Annotated in this window: 18 protein-coding genes; 6 read left to right on the top strand and 12 right to left on the bottom strand. The window is 39.7% G+C overall.

What is annotated here, in order from left to right:
• Nucleotides 1–206: 206 nt before the first annotated feature.
• Entirely contained in the window at nt 207–575 is a 369-nt protein-coding gene (locus KMW37_RS19945) for a response regulator (protein ID WP_215226404.1), read from the bottom strand.
• A gap of 264 nt (nt 576–839) precedes the next feature.
• Entirely contained in the window at nt 840–2582 is a 1743-nt protein-coding gene (gene ggt / locus KMW37_RS19940; protein WP_246581580.1) for a gamma-glutamyltransferase, read from the bottom strand.
• Between the two features lie 244 nt (nt 2583–2826).
• Here ggt and KMW37_RS19935 point away from each other — a divergent pair, with 244 nt between their 5' ends.
• From KMW37_RS19935 to KMW37_RS19925, 3 genes are all read left to right on the top strand, one after another.
• A complete protein-coding gene (locus tag KMW37_RS19935; RefSeq protein ID WP_215226403.1) occupies nt 2827–3711 on the top strand; it encodes an AraC family transcriptional regulator in 885 nt (294 codons plus the stop codon).
• Nucleotides 3712–3870: 159 nt separating this feature from the next.
• Nucleotides 3871–4455 carry an SRPBCC family protein gene (locus KMW37_RS19930; protein ID WP_215226402.1) on the top strand — a complete coding sequence of 195 codons (585 nt, stop codon included), beginning with the start codon at nt 3871–3873 and terminating at the stop codon, nt 4453–4455.
• Nucleotides 4456–4498: 43 nt separating this feature from the next.
• Entirely contained in the window at nt 4499–5200 is a 702-nt protein-coding gene (locus KMW37_RS19925) for a methyltransferase (RefSeq protein ID WP_215226401.1), read from the top strand.
• Here the strand turns inward: KMW37_RS19925 and KMW37_RS19920 are convergent.
• From KMW37_RS19920 to KMW37_RS19900, 5 genes are read right to left on the bottom strand one after another with little or no spacing between them, the layout of a single operon-like run.
• The gene (locus KMW37_RS19920) at nt 5181–8270 is read right to left on the bottom strand and encodes an efflux RND transporter permease subunit (RefSeq protein ID WP_215226400.1); all 3090 of its coding nucleotides are present in this window, start codon (nt 8268–8270) and stop codon (nt 5181–5183) included. The two genes, KMW37_RS19925 and KMW37_RS19920, sit on opposite strands and share 20 nt — an antisense overlap.
• Nucleotides 8267–9325 carry an efflux RND transporter periplasmic adaptor subunit gene (locus KMW37_RS19915; RefSeq protein ID WP_215226399.1) on the bottom strand — a complete coding sequence of 353 codons (1059 nt, stop codon included), beginning with the start codon at nt 9323–9325 and terminating at the stop codon, nt 8267–8269. Before KMW37_RS19915 ends, KMW37_RS19920 begins: the two co-directional genes overlap by 4 nt.
• The gene (locus KMW37_RS19910; RefSeq protein ID WP_215226398.1) at nt 9322–10653 is read right to left on the bottom strand and encodes a TolC family protein; all 1332 of its coding nucleotides are present in this window, start codon (nt 10651–10653) and stop codon (nt 9322–9324) included. Before KMW37_RS19910 ends, KMW37_RS19915 begins: the two co-directional genes overlap by 4 nt.
• On the bottom strand, nt 10650–11486 hold the full coding sequence (locus KMW37_RS19905; RefSeq protein ID WP_215226397.1) for an SDR family NAD(P)-dependent oxidoreductase: 837 nt from the start codon (nt 11484–11486) through the stop codon (nt 10650–10652). Before KMW37_RS19905 ends, KMW37_RS19910 begins: the two co-directional genes overlap by 4 nt.
• Complete coding sequence (locus tag KMW37_RS19900) at nt 11486–12283, bottom strand: DUF1295 domain-containing protein (RefSeq protein ID WP_215226396.1); 798 nt, start codon at nt 12281–12283, stop codon at nt 11486–11488. The genes KMW37_RS19905 and KMW37_RS19900 overlap by 1 nt, the downstream gene beginning before the upstream one ends.
• 98 nt (nt 12284–12381) lie before the next feature.
• On the opposite strand from KMW37_RS19900, the gene KMW37_RS19895 reads away from it, so the two are divergent.
• A complete protein-coding gene (locus tag KMW37_RS19895) occupies nt 12382–13494 on the top strand; it encodes a sulfotransferase family protein (RefSeq protein WP_215226395.1) in 1113 nt (370 codons plus the stop codon).
• Here KMW37_RS19895 and KMW37_RS19890 read toward each other — a convergent pair.
• Nucleotides 13491–14012 (bottom strand): hypothetical protein, encoded by a 522-nt coding sequence (locus KMW37_RS19890; RefSeq protein WP_215226394.1) that lies wholly within the window; start codon nt 14010–14012, stop codon nt 13491–13493. The genes KMW37_RS19895 and KMW37_RS19890 overlap by 4 nt on opposite strands.
• Before the next feature lie 141 nt (nt 14013–14153).
• Between KMW37_RS19890 and KMW37_RS19885 the strand changes: the two genes are divergently transcribed.
• Complete coding sequence (locus KMW37_RS19885; RefSeq protein ID WP_215226393.1) at nt 14154–17003, top strand: TonB-dependent receptor; 2850 nt, start codon at nt 14154–14156, stop codon at nt 17001–17003.
• A 62-nt stretch (nt 17004–17065) separates the two neighbouring features.
• On the opposite strand, the gene KMW37_RS19880 is transcribed toward KMW37_RS19885, so the two are convergent.
• From KMW37_RS19880 to KMW37_RS19865, 4 genes are all read right to left on the bottom strand, one after another.
• Nucleotides 17066–18316 (bottom strand): NAD(P)/FAD-dependent oxidoreductase, encoded by a 1251-nt coding sequence (locus KMW37_RS19880; protein WP_215226392.1) that lies wholly within the window; start codon nt 18314–18316, stop codon nt 17066–17068.
• A gap of 198 nt (nt 18317–18514) precedes the next feature.
• A complete protein-coding gene (locus tag KMW37_RS19875) occupies nt 18515–19513 on the bottom strand; it encodes a 4-hydroxyproline epimerase (RefSeq protein ID WP_215226391.1) in 999 nt (332 codons plus the stop codon).
• Nucleotides 19514–19534: 21 nt separating this feature from the next.
• Complete coding sequence (locus KMW37_RS19870; RefSeq protein ID WP_215226390.1) at nt 19535–20971, bottom strand: aldehyde dehydrogenase (NADP(+)); 1437 nt, start codon at nt 20969–20971, stop codon at nt 19535–19537.
• Complete coding sequence (locus KMW37_RS19865) at nt 20971–21882, bottom strand: dihydrodipicolinate synthase family protein (RefSeq protein WP_215226389.1); 912 nt, start codon at nt 21880–21882, stop codon at nt 20971–20973. The genes KMW37_RS19870 and KMW37_RS19865 overlap by 1 nt, the downstream gene beginning before the upstream one ends.
• A gap of 285 nt (nt 21883–22167) precedes the next feature.
• On the opposite strand from KMW37_RS19865, the gene KMW37_RS19860 reads away from it, so the two are divergent.
• Nucleotides 22168–23853, top strand: a complete 1686-nt coding sequence (locus tag KMW37_RS19860; protein ID WP_215226388.1) for a DUF885 family protein — start codon at nt 22168–22170, stop codon at nt 23851–23853.
• Nucleotides 23854–24084 lie beyond the last annotated feature (231 nt).

Here is a 24084-nt window from a genome sequence, read left to right as displayed (position 1 = left end):
CTTCATTATGAAATAATAAGCCAAAAAGGCCACATAGCCCCTTTAAGCTAGCTTATAAAAATAAGCGATTTTTGATAAGATGAAAATGATATTTGCCAACAGACAGCATATAATTGTTCATCTAAATGAAAATATATAGATCAAAAAAAAATCCATATTAAGATAATATGGATTCAAACCAAGGTAATGGTCTACCTTGAAAGTTCTTACTGCTTTGGACTTAAAACCTGATCAACTGCCAGATGTAGCGATTTGATAGAAAAGGGCTTTTGGAGGATAAAACTATTTGGAATCCTTTTTATCAACTTTCTTATAGATTCGCTGTTTTCGTTAGTACTTAAAAACAACAATGGACAAGAATAATCTTTTCTTATGTCCCTAGCGGTTTCAATACCATCCTTTCCTCCATTTAACCTTGTTCCCAAAATCACAAAGGATGGTGAAAATCGATTAACCAATGCTTTTGAGTTGATCCCTGAACCAATACTGCAAACCTCATAATTTTTGTAGCTAAGGATTTCCTTAATATTGTCAGCGAGATCAAAATCTTTCTCTAGAATTACGACTTTAGACATAGTTTTTCTGGTGTGTGTGGCAACAGATCTACAAAAGTTTTTTAAGTGAACAATTTTAATACCAAAAAGTTTGCTGGTGAGACAAACTAAATTATTAAAATCATCTAATCACTTGATTAACAATACTTATGAACTAAATTTAATTCACTAATATCTTTGAAAGATATCACAATAATTCCATAAAGCCAAAATTAATCATTTTGAGCTCTAGTATATCCACTCTATCCAATTTTAAACAAATATGTTTTGATATTTTAATCAATACTAAAAACCTGCAGCCCAATCATCCCCCCTAGGGTCACCTGCTCCCTCCAGCAAACCTTCAGCATTTACCAGTATTGCATCTACCCTGCCAATATTGCCTCTTTCCTTTATACTATGCCCCATACTTTCCAAAATGGATTTTGTAGCCTCGTCAATGGCATCCTTTTCAGGAAAAATAAAATTTGGTTTCCATTGATGGTGAATCCTACCAGATGACACTGCTTCGGCCATATTCATATCATGATCTATCACATTCAATATAGTCTGATATACAGAAGTTATAATCGTACTTCCGCCAGGGGTCCCTACTACCATAAACAACTTCCCCTCCTTTTCTAAAATTGTTGGAGTCATCGCGCTCAGCATTCGTTTTTCAGCCTGGATAGCATTGGCCTTACCACCTAAAAGCCCATAGACATTGGGCACTCCTGGCTTACTGCTGAAATCATCCATCTCATTGTTCATCAAAAAACCTGCTCCTGTTACAAAAACCTTAGAACCATATCCCGAATTGATGGTAGTAGTAACTGAAACTGCATTTCCTGTTGAATCTACTATGGAATAATGTGTAGTTTCCTCGCTTTCCTGATGGTCGAAATTCATGGCCAATACCTCCTCACTGTCAGTGGCATAAGTTGAATTAATTTGCCTTACCCTGCTTTCCAAATATCCATCATCCAACAAATCATCCTTAGGAACCTCCCAAAAATCAGCATCTCCCAAATGCTCCGCCCTGTCTGCATATACCCTTCTTTCCATTTCTGTCATCAAGTGGATGGTCTCTGCTTGATGAAATCCTAAGTCTCCCAATGGAAAATGAGCAGACATTTTCAATAACTGCATCAAAGCTATCCCTCCACTGCTAGGAGGCCCCATACTGTATACCTTCACCCCCCTGTAATCACCAACAATTGGAGTCCTCCATTTAGCCTTGTACTTGGTCAGGTCCTCCAACTCAATGATGCCATTTCCAGCTTTCATTTCTGCCACTAGGAGCGCTGCTGTCTCACCTTTATAAAATCCATCCTGGCCATCCTCCTGTATCCTTTTTAAGGTCATTGCCAGGTCTTTTTGGACCAGGACATCGCCTTCCTTCCATTCCCTGTCAAGTCTGACCAATGGAATGTTTGTACTATCCTGATTATGCGCGATGAAAACCGTTTTATAATGATTGTAATTATTGGCTTGCTTTTCTGTAATTGGAAAGCCTTTATCGGCAAGTTTATAAGCTGGTGCAATCAAATCCTTCAAAGGAAGAGAGCCATATTTCCCATGCGCTTGAATCATCCCAGCTACAGAACCAGGCACTCCAGAGGCCATGGGGCCAGCCAAACTTAAACCTTCAATAATTTCTCCATTCTCATCTTGATACATCTCCTCGAAAGCGGCAAGTGGTGCCTTTTCCCTGAAATCCAAACTAGCGACTTCTCCATCTACTGGACGATAAATCATAAACCCTCCCCCACCAATATTTCCAGCGGAAGGATATACAACCGCCAATGCAAAATGTACTGCCACCATTGCATCTATGGCATTACCACCATTTTCGATAACCTCTATCCCAACCCTTGTGGCCTCTGGATGGGCGCTCACCACCATAGCTTTGTTGGCAAACACGGTTTTTCCTTCTTTATAGTTCTTACTTTCAAAAACTGAACAGGCAAAAAATTGGCTTATAAAAACCACCAAAATAAGTCCCCTGACCATATGAAACTGATAGCTGTATATTCTTTTCGTTGACATAAATTAAATCTTCTATTTTCGATTAATTTCTAACCTCTTAAATATTAAGTCAATTAATTCATCTTCTTCCTCCTAAATAGCTGAAAACAATTAGTTCTCTCCCATAATTTCACTTCTTTGCTCTAAGCCTAATTACCATAATGCTAACAATGCATTTCCTTAAATATAATATCAAACAAAAAATAATTTTTCATTCTGCTAGGCATATCGTAAACTTACCTAATTATTCGAAGACCCAAATAGAATGAAACCCCTACTGTTTAAAATTGCCAAAATAGAGGAAGAGACAGTTCGAATCCTGCAAGAAGACTACCCCTATTTTTATGATAACCTTCATTATCATGCAGAGACGCAGATCATGGTGATTTTAGAGGGTGCTGGCACTTATTTTATTGGAGATGCCATTGGTAACTTCAAAGCAGGTGATATTTTTATTTTGGGATCTAACCTTCCACATTTCTTTCGAAGTGACAAAGCCTATTATGAAAAAAACACCCACTTAAGATCCAAAAACATTTCAATCATTTTCTCATTGGAAAGCCTGGGCGAAAAGCTTTTGGAACTTCCTGAACTCCATGCCATTAAAAAGCTGTTACATTACAGTAAAAGAGGCCTAATGGTCAATGGGAAAGCCCAAAAACAACTCTATAAATCTGCCAATAAAATGGTGAAAAAAAAGGGGATTGAAAGAATATTGTATCTCCTTAAACAACTTCATAGATTATCTCAAAGCAATGAACTGATAGCTTTAAGCCATATTGATTTTGACCATGAGACCAAGCCTACAGACACCAAAAAAGTCAATATCGTCATCAATTTCATTATGGAAAATTTTGCTAAGGATATTTCTCTTTCGGAAGCTGCTGATGTGGCCAACTTAAGTGTCAATGCTTTTTGCCGTTTTTTCAAGCAGCATACTAGAAAAACTTTTTCCCAATTTCTCAATGAAATTCGAATTGGTCATGCCTGCAAGCAGCTTATTGAAGAAGGATACAGTGTAAAGGAAGTGGCATTTGATAGCGGTTATTATAACATTTCCTACTTCAACCGCCAGTTTAAGTTAATTACTGGCTACACACCCTCGGAATACATTAAAACCCATAATCAGAAACACAACCAAACAAGTTAGTTCCTGTTTTTTAATTTCATTCCAATTAAACAAGTATCATCCTTAATTCCTTCAAAACCTAGCTTTCACCCTTCCTATATTTCCAAAATCAACTGGACTATAACCCCTTGCATCAGCCACCGCTTTTAATTATCTTACTTTAAAAATATTAGATAATCGATGTTCATTTTTTATCTTCTTATCATATTGTTTTCATGGCCCCAAAACACTGATTGGAAATTGGAGAAGGATAAAAATGGAATTAAAGTTTTTACCAGAAAGTTAGACGGTTACCCTATCCGCCAATTTAGTGTTGAAACCCAAGTTAAGGCACAGATCAAAGATTTGGATTCCCTGTTCAGAAAAATAAAAAACTACCCCAACTGGATGGCCGATATTGAAAAGGTCGATGAAATCAAACAGCTAGACGAAAACACCTATCAATACTATTTGATACTTGATTCCCCTTTTCCCAGTTCCAATCGAGACCTAATGGTTGAAATAAAATTTCTGTATCCCCAAAAAGACATTCTTAGACTGGAAATCAAAGATCTAAAGCACCTAAAAGCCCACCAAAAAGGCCTTGTAAGGATAGAAGACCTGGAGGGGTTTTGGCAGTTTGAAATATTGGACAATGACAGTCTTTTGATTAAAAATCAGTTCATCTCTGATCCTGGGGGAAACATTCCCAGCTGGATCACCAATCAATTCTTAATTCAAAACCCATTCGAAACTACCCAAAGCCTTATCAAGCAACTTGAATAGCATTTATCACATATTGCTCATAACAGAATTCCTAACTGCCATTATGGTATTTGTTATTTTGTTTTATATCAAGGCACCTTACGGCCGCTTCCAGCGTCCAGGTTGGGGATTTACGATCAAAGCCAGATGGGCATGGATACTTCAAGAATTGCCCGCTTTTCTATTCCCATTGTTGCTATTTATATCTTATCGAGCTTGGGATTCGATTCCTGCTATCATCATGCTGATCATCTGGGAATTTCATTATTTCCATAGGACCTTTATCTATCCCTTTAGATTTGGCAGCCCCAATAAACCTTACCCTGGACTGATTGTCCTTTTTGCTATTATTTTTAATTGCATCAATGGTTTTATCAATGGGTATTATTTATTCCACCTTGCCTCCTTTTCTAATGAGTGGTTATTGTCACCCTATTTTATTGCAGGAATTACACTTTTCCTATTGGGCTATTGGATAAACAAACAAGCCGACAGCCAATTGAGGTCACTAAAATTAATTGGTGGAACAGAATATAAGGCACCTAGGAAAGGACTTTTTAACTGGATTTCAAACCCGCATTACTTTGGTGAAATTCTAGAGTGGTCGGGATGGGCCTTGCTCACCTTGTCCTTACCGGGTTTGGCTTTTGCTGTCTTTACATTTGCCAATCTCGCTCCTAGAGCTTGGTCACATCATCAATGGTACCTAAACAAATTCCCTGAATATCCTAAAAACCGTAAGGCACTTATACCTTTTCTTTGGTAATGCTCTTCTCTTTGGAAAACATAGAATAGACCACAGGAACCACCACCAAAGTAAGGATCATCGAAGAGCTCAAACCTCCTATAATCGCCCATGCCAATCCATTTTTCCATTCTGAACCGGCACCAGAGGCCAATGCTATGGGAATCAAACCTATGATCATGGAAATATTGGTCATCAACACAGGTCTGAACCTTAATCTAGTCGCCTTAATCAAGGCATCCTTCAGTTGCATCCCCTTTTCTCTCAACCTATTAGTAAAGTCCACTACAAGGATAGCATTTTTGCCAACCAAGCCTACCAGCATAACCAAGCCCAAGATTGAAAAAATACTCAGGGCTTCTTTGGTCAATGCCAATGCTAGCAAAGCCCCTACCAAGGCCATTGGAATGGAAAGCAATACCACAAAAGGATAATTGAATGAATTATACAAGATTACCAGCACGAAATAAACCAGAAAAACAGAAAGTGAGAAGGCAAAAATCATGGTTTCAATCCCTTCTTTGGTCCTCTTTGACTGGCCACCAAATAGAAAAGTTGTTCCTTCTGGGGCCTCTAAGGCTTTAAGTTTACTTCTAAAATCATTGTTTACCTGACCGGCAGTTCTTCCCATAATTTGAGATTTTATAGTCACGGATGGGCTTCGGTTGGTACGTTCCAACACCTCGGAAGATTTCACGCTATTGATTTGGGCCAGTTGGTTAAGTTTGATCAATTGTCCATTTTCATTGATGACTGTCAGGCCCAATAAATCTTCTGGCTCGTTGATGTATTCCTTACTAAGCTGGATATTGATGGGGTATAGTTGATCGTCTTTAAAAAAGTTCTCCTCCTGATTACCAAAAACTGCCGTCCTAAGGGTAGCCCCGACAATCAATGGGTTAACCTTCAAAAGCGCCATTTCATCTTCATTGAGTGAAACTTCTGATTCATTTGAAATAGAAGAGGAAGTTGAAGTAACCTCGACAGTTCCTTTGACTTGATCAAGTATATTTTCAACTTGGGTGCCCAAGCGGTTAAGCTTATCCTTATCAGGATTCAATACAGCAACCTGGACGGCGTCATCATCCCTCAAGCCCAACAGATTAATATCAATGGGCCTAATGGCCAAACCCGGTATAGCTCCTTCAAGCTCCAGCTTTATTTGTCTAGCAATTAAAGAAGCGGATCTTTCCCGATCCTTTTTGTCAATAAGCTTAACACTTACTTCCGCCAAGTGGGGAGTAGCAAACTCTATCCTGCCACTACTGGTAATTCCAACTGTTGTAAAGACTCCCTCCACCTCTGGAATCTCCATCAAATAGTCTTCTACTTGTCTCGTAACTTCACTTGTCTTAGATAAGGTCGATCCTTCCTCCACCCGAAGTTCCAATAAAAACTCACCCCGGTCTCCTCCCTTCACAAATTCAATTCCTATAAAGCCGCCTGGTATGAGGATGAAAGCCCCAAGCAATAGGAAAAAAGCCATTGCTAGAGTAATTATACGATGGCCAAATGCCCATTTCAAAACATTAACAATCAAATCACTGAATTGGTCTATCCAACCTTCAAAAGAATGGACAAACCGGCCTAAAAATGTTGATTGACTCAGCCTTTCAAGTTTTCCAAAACGTGAGGCCACCAAGGGAACTAGGGTAAAGGAAACCAATAGGCTCATCAAGGTAGACACCAAGATGACCACCCCAAATTGCCTGAGCAAATCTGCTACCAGCCCTGTGGAAAATATCAAAGGAAAAAAAACTACCACATCAATCAATGTGATTGAAATAGCTGTAAAGCCAATTTCCATACGGCCATCATATGCAGCTTCCCTCTTGCCCTTTCCCATTTCAAAGTGTCGATATGTATTCTCCACAACCACAATACTATCATCCACTAAAATCCCTATTGCAAGGGAGAGCCCTAGCAGGGACAATAAATTAAGGGAATACCCTAAAAGATACATGACAGTGAAAGTGCTAAGAATAGAAAGGGGAATAGACAAAAGGACTATAACCGAATTCCTGATACTATGCAGAAACAGCAGCATCACCAAAGAGACCAGCAAAATGGCAAATCCTAAGTCAGCTAGGACCGCATTTGCTGCCTTTAAGGTAAAGGAGGAAGTATCCATGGAAATATCAAATCGAACACCCTCCAATTTAAACCGCTCTTCCAACATTAATATTTCTTTTTGAACAAGCCGACTCATCTCCACAGCATTGGCGTCGCTTTTCTTCTTGATATCTATGCCTATGGCACTTTTCCCATCTACCCTGCTGATAAGTTCCTGCTCCTTTTTCCCCTCTGAAATATCTGCCAATTGTTCCAACAGTACTGTATTTCTTTTGACAGGATGAATGACAGGAACATTCCTTATCTCCTCTAAGCTTGCAAACTTTCCTTTCAGCCTTATCGATTGCTTGGATGCTCCATCCTGCAATGAACCTACAGGAATATCCTTATTGGTCCTTTTCATTGCATCTACTACCTGTAAAATGGAAAGCCCATAATGCTCCAATTTATCCTGGTGAACCATTACCCTTATTTCCTGTTCCTCGCCTCCTAGCATCCTCACTTCTGCCACTCCTTCTATTCTGGCTAAAGCAGGGACAATCTGATCCTTGGCCAATTCCTGCAATGCAACAGGATTCAAATCAGCAAACAAGCCCATACGCATTACAGGAAGGGCATCAAAATCAAAACGAGAAACTACAGGACTCTTTGCAGCGGCAGGAAGTTTATCCGCATTTGCTGCCATCATTCGTTGAACCTCACGAAGGACAAGGTCAACATCAGTACCGGAAGGCAGCTCCAACCTGATCAAGGAAAAATTATCTAAAGAAACAGCAGTCAGCACACTTACACCAGAAAGGGAAGACAAGGCGTCCTCTCCCATTCTGCTGACTTGTTCTTCTACTTCTTTTGCACTGGCTCCCGGGTAGGCCGTTGCCACAGTAATCACTTCTGGACTAAACTTTGGCACCAATTCATAATTCAACCGGAAATAACTATAGATTCCTAAAATGGCAATCAAAAGGTAAAAAACGATTACCACAACTGGACGCTCTATGGATAGCTTGGTAATATTCATTCCGATATGACGACTACTGCTTGTTCAGGATCAATCCTATTTTTTCCTTCTAGAATCACCCTATCTCCGGGTTGAACACCTTTTAGGATTTCAATATAATCCCCATACCTAGCTCCAGAGACAACATTTTTTCTAATGGCCCTTCCCTGCTCTACCACATAAACATATTCCTCCTTCTCTCCAACATCCATCAAGGAACCGATAGGGATATAAATTCCCTCTTCATCGGGCTCATTATCCAAAAGCGCCAAACCGATCATGCCTGCCTTAAAACGAGCTTTCTCGTTGACTAGAGTGATTTCTGCTTCATACTGATTATTATGATCAGCTTTTACACTGACAAATTCCAATTTACCGATTAAGGTATCCCCGGGCATTGAAGGCACAACCACTCTTATTTCCTTAGCCGACTCTAATCCTAAGACCTCCTTTTCTGCCAAATTTAATTTTAAGATCAAACTACTGGTATTAACAATTTCACAAACTGGGGCACCAATACCGATTAATGATCCTTTTTTCACAAACATCTGGTTGATAAATCCTGCTATGGGCGCCTTGATGTGAGCATTTTCAAGTTGTTTTTGGGCAGCCAAATATTTGGCTTTAGCGGTATTCAAATTAAGCTCTACACCTTCCCTTTGCTGGGAAGTTATGGCCTCCCCTTCTTCCATTCGTTTAAATCTCTCTAAATCTATTCTCAGTTTTTCATAGGCCAATTTGCTCAATTCATATTCTTCCTTGTACAATAAATCCTCCACAGCGGCTATTTCTTCTCCAATCTCGACCCATTGACCCTTTCCTTTAGATAAGGATAATATTTCACCCTGAGTCTGAGACAGTAATACCAGTTCACTTGATGGAGATAATTGCCCCGAAAGTCTAAAAGAAGCACTTGGACTGCTTTGCCGAACCGTGAAAATATTCACAGGGATCTTTTCCACTTTGGTCTCTGCCAAAAGGCTTGCTTTCCTCATTTCATTTCTGTTTGTCCATAAGACAAAACCGATCACAGAGATAAGGACAATTAACAGCATTATGATCGTAATCCGCTTCATGGCAGATCTGTTATATGGTCTAAAATATCATAAGCCTTATATAAGTCTAATATGCTCAGAAAGTAGTCTACCTTCTTTTGCTGGAATGCCACCTTTTGTTTCACCAATTCCTCATCTGTTTCAAGCAATTCTCTTAATGATGCTGTGTGTTCTTTGTACCTGAGTTCTGCCTGTCCGTATTGTCTTTTCCGAAGATCAAGCAACTCTTCATGGTGTTCCATTTCCACTCGAGCTATCTCCGAGGCATCCAAAGCCTTTTCTCTTTGCATTTGCTGGCTTTCCAGTAGCAACTCTTGCTGAAGGTTTAAAATCTCATTGTCCAGTTTGGCCTGCTCTTTCCGATTTATAGTTCCCTTGCTAATAATCGGAATATTCAATCTCAGGCCAATAATGTGTTGATTAAACCATTCCGCATTGGAGCTAAACAGGTCCCCATAGCCCTCCTGCTGCAACCACTGAAAAGACATAAAAAGATCCAATGAGGGATAGCTTTGGGAATCTCCCTTTGCGGAAGCACTGGAGTTAATTTGCTTTTGTAATTCCATTAATTCCCATGATATCCCTTTTATAGAGTCCATAGTCTCCAAAGGAACAAATTCAGTTTCCAGTTTCTGAATATTGACCAAAGCTATTTTTTGGTCTTGTGGCAAACCACAAAGTAATTTTAGGTATTTCAAACTTTGTTCATACCCTTGTTGAAACTTCCTTTCTCTAATTACCAGCTCCTTCTGCCTTAATTCAATTTCCTCCAGATCCACCGATTTAGCAAACTTATTATCAACGGATATGCTGGTAATCTGCTTCAGCTTATGAAGTCTCTCTTTATTAAAATCCAATAAAACCTGATTCTCTTGAAGGCTCAATACCTGAAAATAGGCTTTGAGTACCTCATACCTAAGTTCATTTTCATCAAGCTGTATTTTTCTTTCAAATATTTCACCTGAAGCTTGTTTTAGCTTTCCAGCACCAAACATGCGGGCATCTAAGAGGCTTTGCTCAAGCATGATTCCTGAATAAAAATTTTGGTCCGCACCCAATTGTACCGGTCCATTCAAATTTGCCCCGGTATTCTCAGGAAAAAAGTAAACTGGGTAATCATCCAAGTATAGAAAATATTGGCTAAATGCACTTATCTCGGGTTGCAAAAAATTAGCTTCAGCCTTCAACTTTTGCTGCTCTTTATTTAATTCCAGCTTTTGAAGTTTTAATCGTTTATTATTCTGAAGAGCTAATTCCAAGCATTCCTGAATGGTCAGCATTTGAGTATTCTGTGCCCATATGGGTTGAAAAATCAAACTAAGCAGTATCAGCAAGTAACGCCTTTTCATCTTATGAATGCTTTGACAGCACGAATGTCCGAGCCTGTAAGCGCAGTACTTTCTTCGATCAAAAGATTGAGCAAATGCTGTTCAACTGGAGAAGATTTAACAGCTCCATTTTTGATCAAAGCACCTGAAGGAAATGTTCTCATCCCTTGGATTATCTCCACTATTTCTTTGCAAGCATTTTCAGGTCTTCTCATGAAGGAACGGGCAATTTCATATAAAAACCTGAACCAAAGCCCTCTAGACCTGCTGATGCCAGACTTAAATGTTCCAGGATCAATATTATACACTTCGACATGCGCATAAGCTGGATTGTCAGCCATCCATTTCCCAAGCATCATAAGCATTTTCTTGCTCCGACCATAAGCCTTCATGGGCTGGTATGCTTTTAATGATTGAAAATCCTTTGCATCAAGATGATACCAAAATGCCGCCCTAGAACACATATTAAATAGTCTGGTCCTTTGGGAATTAAACAACTCCGCCAATTCTGAAACCAAATAGTAATGAGCCAGATAATTCACCTGAAAGGTTGCTTCAACTCCTCTTTCATCCACTCTGGGGCTATCATAACCAAGGATTCCCGCATTATTGATGATTATGTCTATCTGATCAACCTCTTTCTTGATATTAAAGATGGACTGCTTCAGGGAATCCATACTGGCCAAATTGGTTTCAAAGCATTTACAATTTCCAGATTTGAAAGCTTCCAAGTCTTGCATTTCCTCCATATTTCTCCCCAAAAGAATAGTCTCAAAGGAATTATAGGCAAGAAAGTTCGCTAGATATTTTCCTGTCCCAGAGGTAGGTCCTGATATGAGTACCTTTAAAGCCATTATTTTTTGCGATTGGGCAGAGGAATGAGGACCGAAACTTTCTCCTTATATTGCTTATAACCTTGCTTTTTCAATTCTCGCTTTTCCATCATGGGAATACTGATAAAGACGAACAATAAGAAAATGCTAACTGAGCCTCCCACAAGCCAATAACGGTCTGGTTTGTAATCATTTAAGATAAACAAAAACAAGCCAAACCAAAAGAGTATTTCCCCGAAATAGTTGGGATGTCTTGAATAAGACCATAATCCCCTATCCATAACTTTCCCCTCATTATCAGCTGATTGCTTAAAACACCTAAGTTGATTATCGGCTATAGCTTCAATCAATATTGCTCCCCCAGTTACCAAGAATACTATTACATCAACTATCCCCAAAGGGGCGCTAATCTGAAAAATAAAGTAAAGTGGTATACAAGAAAGAAAAACCAATAGGGTAGGAAAAAGGTGGATTCCCAAAAAACTGACTAACCAATAAAAAGGCCCAGTTTCGCTCTTTAGTTGAACATATCTCCAATCTTGATGCATCATCCCATGCCAGCCCCTTGCCCAATTTAAAGTCAGCCTGATTCCCCATACTAACACCAAGGCAAAGACCAAGCAGTTACGGTACATATTTCCTATATCCCCAATCAAAATGATCCAATAAGACGAAATAAAAATCGGGTATACACTCCAATAAGGATCGTAAATACTTGAATTACTATAAGCAAATGAAAAAACAAAAACGATGACTGTAGCTGTTAAATCTGCCAGCCCCATTGCCCACAAATCATTTTCTACATTTCCATAAAACATTATAAACCAGGAGACCAATAAACAGAGACAATAAACAATGATTACAATAAGAAAACTTTTAACTTTAGAAATACCTGTTGTCATATGAACAAATAGTTATGTCAAAGAAAGAATTCAGCCTACCTCCATTATCCCCCCTTATAGGCTCAAAACTAAGCAATTACATTAAGATAACAAGTAAAGAACAAATAGAGACAAAGTACCTTCTCAAATATTTTCTTACAGGTGCAATCATCAGCATTTTAAGTCCACTCCGATGGTATGAGGATTGGAAATATAGGGATACCAGTCAGGTGAAAGTCAATAAGCCTGTCTTCATTTTAGGCCACTGGAGAAGTGGGACTACCTTATTGCATAATCTCCTTTGCCAAACTGAAAAAGCTGCTTTCGTCAGTACCTATCAAACTGTTTTCACCAATTATATGGCCTCAAAACCATTGATGGCGCCACTGATGAATTGGTTAACACCTGAAACTAGGCCCAGTGACAATGTAAAACTCCATTATACCTATCCCCAAGAGGAGGAATTTGCCCTTTCCAATATCTCGGAAGCTTCCTTCTATAATTTTTTCTATTTCCCCAAAAAAGCATCAGATTTCTTTGAGCGCTATATTTCATTTTCCAGTGAGAAGGATAAAGCAAAATGGGCCAAGGATTACGATGGATTACTTAAAAAAACCAGCCTGATCAATCATAACCAACAGCTCTTCATCAAAAACCCAGCATCTACGGCCAGGTTGGATACCCTTCGATCACTTTACCCTGATGCTAGATTCATTCATATTTACCGCAACCCTTATACGGTTTTTCTTTCCACTATGAAATTCTTCAAGGAATTGATGCCTACACTTTGGTTTCAAGAACTTACTGATGAAGAAATAGAGAAAATGGTTATCCAGAACTACACAAAGCTTATGGATTCTTTTTACACCCAGGTCAAACCTGATGACAGGCTAATTGAAATTAGATTTGAAGAGCTTGAAAGATCACCAATAGAATCTTTGGTAGAAATTTTCGACCAACTGGACATCAGTGGATTTAAGGAGTCAAAAAGCAATTTTGAAAAATACCTGGACCAACAAGGTCCCTATAAAAAAAATAAATATTCCATCTCTATCAGAGAAAAGGACCTTGTAGAAAAACATTGGGCCGACTATCTGCAGAGATGGAATTATGATCTTCCTGACAATATGGAAATTATAAAAAACTAAATTTCTTCAAATACAATATGGACATTCGCAATGGTTAAACTACCATCGCCTGGATCCACCAAAGGAAAATTTGTAGCATCCCCTTCCACATCTCCATTGACATTGGCCAAGTTCTCTAACATCAGTGGAAAAGGTTGATTTTGAATGGTCAGGTTCATAGTTAATGCAGACCTGTCATCATTCACGAACCAAGTCCCGAGGTTCAAAGGATCTAAATTTTCGCTATCGCAACCATAGGCCACATCATAGTTTTCCATTAGAATGATCTGGGTATTGGCTCCATCTGCACAAGGAGAATCATTATATAATAGCTGCTTAACCACTTCAGTGATGGGTGAGCCTGCAGGCCAAGTATTTCCCATAAAGGTTACTTCAGCATTAAGCGTAGCAGAAGAAAGTATATAGGTCCCAACCAGAGGATCAGGTTCCTTTACATCATCGTCATCATCCCCGCAGGAGACAATGAAAAGCGCGAAAACCATTAAGAAGATCGAAAATATTTTTTTTGAGATTTCCATAGTTGTGCATGATAATAAGGTATAACATAAAAAAGAATGGGACGAAATACATTTATATAAATATAAGTATAATTAAATTCATAATAATGACAGAAAATAATTATATATTGAATGAATAATGATTTAACTATTTAATTATCAATGACTTTTATTGGAACAATAAGTAAGGAATTGAATCCAACATCGGTCAATCAGCTGATTGGTTTAGGACTATTTTTTGTTTTTTTCTTGTTCAATTTTTCCTGTTTTGCCCAGTCATTCACCATTAAGGGAACCGTTTTTGATAACAATTCAAGATCTCCATTAAATGGTGTCAATATTTCTATACAAAACACATTTCAAGGCACCTATACTGATATAAATGGTAAGTATTCATTGGAAGTCACTGAAGAGCTGCCTTTCACTTTGGTGTTTAGTATGATCGGTTATTCGAATCAGAAAATCCTGATAGAAACTCCAATCAACATCCTTGACATCCATATGGAAGAGGAAGCCTTTCAGGTTCGAGATGTAGTAGTTTCAGCATCAAGGATGGAAGAGGCGCTGCTGGAATCTCCAGTAAGTATAGAAAAACTGGACATCAGGGATCTAAAAAGGACCACTGCTGCTAATTTTTATGACGGGATTTATAATCTAAAAGGAGTGGACATGAATGTCCAAAGTCTAACTTTCAGGACTTTAAACACACGAGGTTTTAATGGCAACACTAATTACCGATTTAACCAGTTTACTGATGGTATGGACAATACTCCTGCTGGATTGGGTTTTGCAGCTGGAAATATTTTTGGCCTATCGCAATTAGATGTGGAAAGTGTTGAGCTACTGATCGGAGCATCAAGTGCCCTATATGGACCAGGGGGTATGAACGGAAGCCTACTTATGACGAGTAAAAACCCTTTTGAATACCAAGGACTAAGTGCCTCACTCCAAACAGGTATAATGCACATGAATGCCGAATACAGGGACAATCCCTCTCCTATGGTTGATTTGAATCTTCGATATGCTAAATCCTTTAAAGATAAATTTGCCTTCAAAGTGGTCTTGGGTTACCTACAAGCTAATGACTGGCATGCTTCTGATTATCGGGACAGGAACAACTTGGGTGATCCCAATTCAACCCGAGAAAGTAATGAAGGCTATGATGGTGTAAACGTGTATGGCGATGATATTATAGTCCCTGTCAACCTCAAAGAAGTAGCTCCGGAAGTAGCTGCTGGACTAGCAGAAAATTTCCTTGGATTACAGCCAGGCACGCCGGAATTCGACTATTATGTGGACAGTGTAGCAGCTCTTTTCCCAGACCAGATAGTTAGCAGGACAGGCTGGAAAGAGAAGGACCTTGTGGACTATAACACCAAAAATCTAAGAATCTTATCCTCTCTAAACTATCGCTTTTCAAAGACTTCAGAACTTATTTTGTCAGGAGGCTTTGGCAGTGGGACATCTGTTTACACTGCTCAAAACAGATTTTCGCTTAAGAACTTCAGTACCTATATGGGCAAGCTGGAATTGAAAAAACCAGAGGGATTTTTGCGACTTTGGACAGTAGGAGAAAATGCGGGTGACACCTATGATGCTGGCACTACAGGACTTTTATTGAATGAAGCTTGGAAATCAAGCGAAGACTGGTATGCTGATTATCTTGGTGCCTTTGCACAGGGCTATGTAGTATTTGGTTTTCCTTTGAATCAATCGTATAGTTTTGCCCGAACAGTTGCCGATAATAGAAATGTCCAAGGAAACATCCCTGATCCCAGTAAACCTGCTTTTCCGCTTGCTGGCACAGAAGAATTTAATTCTTTACTGAATGATATCACAAGCACCTCTCTGCCCAGTGGTTCCTTAATTGTAGACAAAACCAGTCAGATTGGCTTTGAAGGAATGTATAATTTCAATCACTTAATCAAGGCATTTGAACTGATAGTTGGCTGGCAGTACCGATACTATAATATCAACACGGAAGGCACTACTTTTTTGGACGAAAAGGATGATCCCCTGCACTCTTGGTGGTATGGTATTTACGCCCAAATCAGAAAAGATATCCTTAAGGACCATTTGAGGATTACCTTCTCTTCACGTTTTGATGATCATCAGCAGTTTGAATCCATCTATACGCCAAGATTTTCGATGGTCTATTCCATGGATAAGGAGAAAAACCACACCGTAAGGGCTTCTCTCCAATCAGCCTTCAGGTATGCAAGCCTCGCTGACCAATGGGTAGACCTGAATATTGGCGCTTTTCAGGTGATAGGTGGACTCCCCCAGGTATTTGAGAAATACGGAATCACCAGTGACAATGTCTACCCTTTGACCGGATCCAATCCAATTACTGACAAGCCCTATTTAGATGATGGCCCTATTAATCTCCCTGTCTTTAGACCCGAAAAAGTAACTGCCTATGAGCTTGGATACAGAGGCCTATACTTCAAAAAACAGCTGTTCGTAGACTTTTATGTATTCCAAAATATCTATAATGGATTTCACTCAAGACAGTTGATGGTAAAGGACCCTAACACACCTGAAGAAACAAGGTTTCAAACCACCATCAGTTCAGATAGCAGGGTAACCGCCAATGGTTGGGCCTTGAGCGGTGATTTCCGCTTCATTAATGGCATTTGGTTAAAGGGTAATATTTCCTACAATGGTTTATCAAAAAATGACACTCCTCCAGGTTTTAGCACCAGGTTCAATACGCCTGATTACCGTTTAAACTTGGGGCTAGGCAAAACCAATATTATCAATAATATAAGTGCCAATGTAAACTGGCGATGGCAAAATGATTTTTATTGGGAATCTTCTTTTGGGGATGCTGCGATTCCTTCCTTCAATACTTTGGACGCTATGGTAGGATATAAACTTCCAAAAATCAAAACTTCCATTAAAATCGGAGGCTCTAATATCCTCAACAAGTATTATACAACTGCTTTTGGAAATGCCCAGATAGGAGGGCTTTATTATATTACCTTGGAATTCGATGAAATGATGAGGTAGCCAAAAAATGCATTACTGACTACCTCCTTCTTTTTAATTCTTGCTTCTGTTATACTGACGAATCACCTTGCATATCTATCAACTGCAAAACCTTCTAATCTCACTTCTCCTTCTTTTCCCTTGCTGAGATCCGCAAGAATCTTTCCAGTTGCAGGAGCCAAACTAAGTCCCATCATACTATGACCTGCACCGAAAGCCACATTCTTCCATTTAGGAGCCTTGCCGATATAAGGCAAACCATCAGGTGAACAGGGCCTCATACCTTTCCAAATTTGATCTTCTTGGGGAAATTCAGCCTGAAATTCGGGATAATAATTTTTAATAGACTCAAAAATCCCTTTTACCCTATTAATGTTCACGGTATCCGCTTTATTGGATATCTCCATGGTTCCACCAAAACGGACTTTTTCTCCATAAGGACTTTGGGAAACCCTGGCTTCGGTAAGGATACTTGACTGCATCAACTGAGGTGTGTTGGGAAGGACAAAACTATATCCCTTTCCGCCCATCATGGGCAACTTGAATCCAAGCATTTTGGCTATTTCTCCAGACCAAGATCCTGCACAGACCATCACTTGCTTACAATCAATTTTACCTTTAGTGGTAAGTACAGCCTGCACTTGGTCTACGCTCTTTTCAAATCCTATTATACTTACTCCACTTTTAAGCCCTACACCATTCTTTAACAGATATTGCTTCAGGTAATCGTACAAATCTTTGGGAGATAAATGGGCGTCATCTGGAAAATAGATACCACCACGTACATCTACTTCCTGATTGGACTCCATTTTTCTGATATCATCCCTATTTAATACTTCTACATCAATCCCACTTTTTTTGGCAAGATGGCTGAATTCAATTTCCTCTTTCTCCCCTTCCCTGCTCTTGTATAGCATCAATAAACCCTTGTCTTGAAAATTGATATTATTATCCCCATGCTCAACCATGAAATCCAAGTACAACTGTTTACTAAACAAGCTTATCCCCTTTAAATAGGGAATGGACTTTTGCACATGCTGTGCATTGGAGTTCTTATAAAACAACAAGCACCACTCAATCAACTTTTTATCCAATCTGGGCTGGATATAAAAAGGACTTTTTGAGGACAGCATCCAGGATATCCCCTTGGAAATCATCCCCGGGGAAGCCAAAGGAACTATATGACTGGGAACAACCATTCCAGCATTTCCTGTAGAGCAATTCTCCTCCAGGTCGCCCCTATCAATGACAATCACTTCTTCACCTATTTGCTGAAGGTAATAAGCAGTAAAAAGACCGACTATTCCTCCTCCTATAACAATCGTTGGTTTCATAAACACATTCTCAACATTATAAAGCATTCAGAAAGATGCCGAATACTAAATGGGTTTTATTCAAAAAGGGTTATTATCCCATATGGGACAAAAGAATATTTTAATTCTTGATAATATTGAACCGTGTCAACTGTCCTACTATCTTCCTACTCAAATCACATGTCTCACATCTCAAGTCTCACGTCTAATATCTCATATCTATATCACCTGAAATCCCTCCATATAAGGATCATCATCATCTAGAAAGATGGTATTATATCCAGTAATTTTAGCCCAGCCTTGAATACTTGGAATGATCGCAGGAACTCCCCCAACCTCTGTAGTATCCAGTATCTCACCAGTAAACTTAGACCCTATATAACTTTCATTGACAAATGGTTGATGAACCTTAAGCTGACCTCTTGCGTGTAGTTGGGCCATTCTCGCCGAAGTCCCCGTTCCGCAGGGTGAGCGGTCAATAGCTTTATCTCCATAGAAAACAGCATTTCTACTATCAGAACTTGAATCCAAAGGCTTACCTATCCACTGGATATGGCTCAGCCCATTGATCCTTGGGTTTTCAGAATGGACAAACTCATACTTCTCATTGATGGCTTTTCTTAATTTTCTGCTCATCACAATCAGTTGTTCAGCAGTGAAGTCCTGAAGGCCTGTAAAGTTTTCCTGAGGATCAATGATCGCATAGAAATTCCCCCCATAGCTCACATCAAAGCTCAGTTCACCCAATTCTTCACAATGAATACTCAGGTCCTTGGCACTAACAAAACTGGCCACATTGGTCAGTTTAACTGATTTGACCTGCTTACCTTCCTGCACATAACTCACCAACACCAAGCCTGCTGGAGTCTCCAGTCTTAACTTCCCTGGTGTTTTAGGGACGATCAATCCCTCCTCAATGGCCACTGTTACCGTTCCTATGGTTCCATGTCCACACATGGGCAAACACCCACTGGTCTCTATGTACAGTACGGCCACATCATTCTCAGGATCATGTGGTGGATAAAGCATTGAACCGGACATCATATCATGGCCTCTTGGTTCGAACATCAGACCTCTGCGGATCCAATCATAATGTTCCATGAAAAACTGCCGTTTTTCGAACATATTTTCCCCTTCCAAAAAGGGAAGTCCACCTGTCACCACCCTCACAGGGTTGCCACAGGTATGGGAATCAATACAACTAAATGTTTTCTTCATTCAATTATTTAGAACCAAATATTAAGACACCAATTTGCCATCCACTGTTCTAGGAATTCCTAATGGATTGGCTTCTTTTAAGGCCTCCGGAAGTAGCTCATCTGGGCAATTCTGTAAAGCAAATGGCCTTACAAATCGCTTGATGGCATAAACTCCCACAGACGTTGTTCTACTGTCAGTGGTGGAGGGAAAAGGTCCTCCATGTTGCATGGCATAACCTACTTCTACACCGGTAGGAACTCCTCCGAATAACAGCCTGCCACATTTTTCCTGAAGCGCACTGATCAATTCTTTCTGAGCTTCCAACTCCGATTTATCAGCCCAAAGGGTAATGGTCAATTGGCCCTGAAGTGATTGGGCCGCTGCCATCAGTTCCTCTTGGCTATTATAGGAAACTACAATCCCAAATGGACCAAATACCTCTTCTTGCAAAGATTTGTCTGCCAACCAAGATTTTGTATCGGTCAAGGCCAAGGCTGGATATCCTTTGTCCGATTGCTCTGCCTTTTTGGGCCAAGTGACAGTACTTAGCTTTTCCATTTCAGATAGACTTTCACTGTATACGCGCTGAATACCAGCATTCAACATCGTCTGACCTTCAATGGCCTCTAGATTTTTCCCGGTTGCCGCTGCAAATTCTTGGGCAAACTTTTCAGGAATAAAGATCACTCCAGGGTTAGTACAAAACTGACCTACCCCCATGGTAAGTGACTGTGCATATAATGCCGAAAGTTTATCCAAATCCTCTAAAGGCTTTTCCATCACAAAGACTGGATTGGTACTGCCCATTTCTGCATACACAGGTATAGGCTCTTCACGGCTGTTAGCCAAGTCAAACAGGGCCTTTCCTCCCTTGAAAGAACCCGTAAAACCTACTGCTTTGGTCAAAGGGTGCTTCACCAACTCCTGTCCTTCTGCTATCCCCCCCTCAACATGCTGGAATACGGCCTCAGGCAAACCACTTTGCTCCAATGCTTTTTTTATCGCTCCATATACTAAAAGGGAAGTTTTGGGATGGGATGGGTGTCCTTTATATACCACAGGACATCCAGATGCCAAAGCAGAAACCGTGTCTCCACCAGCTGTAGAAAAGGCCAATGGAAAATTGCTAGCGCCGAAGACCACCACTGGGCCAATAGGTACCAAATACCTCCGCAAATCCGGCTTAGGTACTGGGGTCCTTTCTGGATTTCCGTGATCAATGGTCGCCTCTAGCCAACTACCTTCTTCTATATAATCTGCAAAAAGGTTGATCTGCCCTGTGGTCCTGCCCAACTCCCCTGTAATTCTACCCTCAGGCAAATGTGATTCTTCGCAGGCAGTTGGGATCAACTCCTCCTTGATATCCCCAAGACAGGCAGCCACATTCCTTAAAAATAAGGCTCTTTCTGACAAGGATGTTTTTTTATAAATAGTAAAAGCTTGAGCGGATTGTTCTAATACCTTATCAATTTGCATTATACGCTTGTTTTTAAAGATGCTAATTCTGGTCTGTTATCAATACCAGTTTGAATTATCTTTTCAATTCTTTCTCTTTCATCACCGATCAAGGTCAGCCTAGGGGCACGTACATTTTCTGTTCCTAAACCAACCATTTGTTCTGCAAGTTTGATGTATTGTACCAATTTAGGATGGATATCCAATTCCAAAAGTGGCAGGAACCATCTATATATTTCTAGTGCTTCATCTATTTTCCTCGCTTTGATCAAATCAAATAGCACTACAGTTTCCTTAGGGAAAGCACAAACCAATCCTGCTACCAATCCATCAGCTCCCATCAAAACACTCTCCATGGTTAAAGTGTCCACGCCACAAAGAATTTTGTATCGGTCACCAAATTTAGTCTTCATCCTGGTCACATTGGATACATCTCTCGTGGATTCTTTTACTGCTTGGATATTCTCACAAACCGTCAATTCCTCAAACATCTCCAATGTCACATAAGTTTTATAATCTACTGGATTATTATAGATCATGATCGGCAAGGAAGTAGCGTCAGCTACAGCTTTGAAATAAGCTACTGTCTCTCTGTGATCGGACGGGTACCTCATTGGAGGTAATAACATCAAGGCTTCTACTCCCAATTCTTCCGCCTTTTTGGCCCAATGGATCGCTTTGGCTGTAGCACCTTCTGCAATATTCAAAATAACAGGAACCCTACCAGCAAGCTTTTCAACTGTTTTTTGAGTCAATTCAATTTTCTCATCATCTTCCAGCACACTTGACTCTCCAAGTGTTCCACCTAAGATCACACCTTTAACACCACCTTCAACCTGTGCCTCCAGGTTCAAGAAAAACGTATCATAATCGATGCTGCCATCAGCATGAAACTTAGTCGTAACGGCAGGAAAAACTCCATTCCAATTCATAGTCTTCAAGTTTATGTTTGAGACAAAGGTAGTATATGCCCAGATCAGAATATTGCACCAAATTAGTGATTAATGATACAATATTGCCGATGCTGATACTTGATTAACATATTATGAGTATTATCAAATTAAAATATTACAGCCCTATGATCTAAATCTGGAATGCTTCCTTTTATTGACAAAAAAATTAGTTCATTTTTGAATCACTGATATAGCCCTAAATCCAGGTAATTTTAATCATTTATGAAAATTATATTGAATGGAATATTAACCAATTTTGAAACTATGAAAAAAATTTTTGGACTATTATTAATTTTCTTTTCCCCATTAATCCTCAGGGCAACTGAGCTTTATGAGCCTATCATGAGTTTTCAAGCGGACAGATCAGCGCTGAACAGGAAATACAGCAACCATCTCAGTGAAGAGTACTTTCAGAGGATGGACACCTTTTACAGTAATTGGCTACAAAAGGTCAACTCCATGAACTATAAGGAACTCAGTGCTGATGGAAAAATTGATTTCCTGGCTTTCAAGAACTATCTGGAAAAACAACTTTATTTTCACCATGTAGATCATGAAAAATTCCAAGAGATAGAATCTGTACTTGACTTTTCCTCGGATTTGGAGTCCTTTTATATTGCCAGAAGAAGGGCCAATAAACCAGATGCAAAAGCCATTGCCAAGCAATTTAATAATGCGAGTTTGGCCATTGACAAAAAAATGGAAGAACTCAAAAACAGTCCTTATAACAACTGGCAAAAGGCCGATCTGGCAGCCAAGAGTGTAAAGTCACTTCAGAAAGAAGTACAAGAATCATACGAATTCTACTATGATTATGATCCTGAATTTACTTGGTGGGTAGCCGGCCCTTGGGAGAAACTTAACAAAAGGCTCAAAACTTATGCTGAATTTCTGGAAAAGAATTTCGAAAATACCAGCGTAAAGGATGACGGCAGTGGTATCATCGGTCACCCCATTGGAGCCGAAGCCATACAAAAGGAACTGGAGTTTGAGCTTATTCCCTACTCTGCTGAAGAATTGATAGCTGAAGCAGAAAAGCAATTTGAATGGTGTGAAACTGAAATGCTTAAGGCCTCAGAAGAATTAGGCTATGGAAAAGACTGGAAAGCAGCACTTGAACATGTAAAAAACACCTATGTTCCTGCAGGGCAATGGCCTGAGGATGTAGCTAAAATGGTTGTAGAAGCTACAGAGTATGTGGAAAATAATGATTTGATTACCATTCCTGAATTGGCCAAGGAAGTTTGGAGAACCAAAATGATGTCCGCAGAACGCCAAAGGGTCAGTCCATTCTTCTTGGGGGGAGAAACCATCATCATTTCATATCCAACCTCAGAAATGAGCCAAGAGGAAAAAATGATGAGCATGCGCGGTAACAATCCCCACTTTTCACGTGCTGTAGTTCACCACGAAATCATTCCAGGACATCACTTACAAGGTTTTATGATTCAAAGGCACAAACCACATAGGAGAATGTTCCATACACCATTCTGGATGGAAGGCTGGGCACTTTACTGGGAAATGAACCTTTGGAACAAGGAATTCCCAAGAAACACAGAAGATAAAATAGGTATGCTCTTTTGGAGGATGCACCGATGTGCCAGAATCATATTTTCTCTGAATTACCACTTGGGCAATATGAGTCCTCAACAATGCATCGATTTCTTGGTAGAAAAAGTGGGACATGAATATGCCAATGCAGAAGCAGAAGTGAGAAGATCTTTTGAGGGCAATTATGGACCGCTATACCAAATCGCCTATATGGTTGGAGGACTTCAGTTCTACTCCTTGAAACAAGAATTAGTAGATAATGGCAATATGAGCGAAAAGGAATTCCACGATATGGTCCTAAGCCAAAATGCCATTCCCGTGGAACTGATCAGGGCGAGAATGAAAAATGAAACACTCTCGAAAAATCATCAAACCCAGTGGAAATTTCTAAAAGACTAAAAGTGGTTTTCCCGTAAATCTAATTTTTGTATCATTCTGACGATAGGAAGAATCTCTAACGATTGATTTCCAAAAGCAAGAAAATCAGGAGATTTCTCCTATCGTACCAATGACGTAAAGAACTAGGCATGAATTTGTTCGAGTTCATAACCTAGTTCTTTAGCTGTTTTTTGTAGCCACCTTTCTCTGTGAAGCTGCATTTTTTCTTCATAGGCCTTGATACCTTTTTCA

Origin of the sequence: Echinicola shivajiensis (assembly GCF_018642165.1) — a bacterium.
Taxonomy (GTDB): domain Bacteria; phylum Bacteroidota; class Bacteroidia; order Cytophagales; family Cyclobacteriaceae; genus Echinicola; species Echinicola shivajiensis.
Note: the sequence above shows the minus strand (reverse complement) of the source record. Positions and strands in the feature narration are given on the sequence as shown.

Bases quoted from the DNA above. Each gene is read 5' to 3' on its own strand.
- KMW37_RS19905 (WP_215226397.1), bottom strand. From the start codon at position 11,486: ATGGCTTTAAAGGTACTCATATCAGGACCTACCTCTGGGACAGGAAAA.
- KMW37_RS19945 (WP_215226404.1), bottom strand. From the start codon at position 575: ATGTCTAAAGTCGTAATTCTAGAGAAAGATTTTGATCTCGCTGACAAT.
- KMW37_RS19860 (WP_215226388.1), top strand. From the start codon at position 22,168: ATGAAAAAAATTTTTGGACTATTATTAATTTTCTTTTCCCCATTAATC.
- KMW37_RS19875 (WP_215226391.1), bottom strand. From the start codon at position 19,513: ATGAAGAAAACATTTAGTTGTATTGATTCCCATACCTGTGGCAACCCT.
- KMW37_RS19915 (WP_215226399.1), bottom strand. From the start codon at position 9,325: ATGAAGCGGATTACGATCATAATGCTGTTAATTGTCCTTATCTCTGTG.
- KMW37_RS19925 (WP_215226401.1), top strand. From the start codon at position 4,499: ATGGTATTTGTTATTTTGTTTTATATCAAGGCACCTTACGGCCGCTTC.
- KMW37_RS19880 (WP_215226392.1), bottom strand. From the start codon at position 18,316: ATGAAACCAACGATTGTTATAGGAGGAGGAATAGTCGGTCTTTTTACT.
- KMW37_RS19920 (WP_215226400.1), bottom strand. From the start codon at position 8,270: ATGAATATTACCAAGCTATCCATAGAGCGTCCAGTTGTGGTAATCGTT.
- KMW37_RS19890 (WP_215226394.1), bottom strand. From the start codon at position 14,012: ATGGAAATCTCAAAAAAAATATTTTCGATCTTCTTAATGGTTTTCGCG.
- KMW37_RS19895 (WP_215226395.1), top strand. From the start codon at position 12,382: ATGTCAAAGAAAGAATTCAGCCTACCTCCATTATCCCCCCTTATAGGC.
- KMW37_RS19865 (WP_215226389.1), bottom strand. From the start codon at position 21,882: ATGAATTGGAATGGAGTTTTTCCTGCCGTTACGACTAAGTTTCATGCT.
- KMW37_RS19870 (WP_215226390.1), bottom strand. From the start codon at position 20,971: ATGCAAATTGATAAGGTATTAGAACAATCCGCTCAAGCTTTTACTATT.
- ggt (WP_246581580.1), bottom strand. From the start codon at position 2,582: ATGTCAACGAAAAGAATATACAGCTATCAGTTTCATATGGTCAGGGGA.
- KMW37_RS19930 (WP_215226402.1), top strand. From the start codon at position 3,871: ATGTTCATTTTTTATCTTCTTATCATATTGTTTTCATGGCCCCAAAAC.
- KMW37_RS19935 (WP_215226403.1), top strand. From the start codon at position 2,827: ATGAAACCCCTACTGTTTAAAATTGCCAAAATAGAGGAAGAGACAGTT.
- KMW37_RS19900 (WP_215226396.1), bottom strand. From the start codon at position 12,283: ATGTTTTATGGAAATGTAGAAAATGATTTGTGGGCAATGGGGCTGGCA.
- KMW37_RS19885 (WP_215226393.1), top strand. From the start codon at position 14,154: ATGACTTTTATTGGAACAATAAGTAAGGAATTGAATCCAACATCGGTC.
- KMW37_RS19910 (WP_215226398.1), bottom strand. From the start codon at position 10,653: ATGAAAAGGCGTTACTTGCTGATACTGCTTAGTTTGATTTTTCAACCC.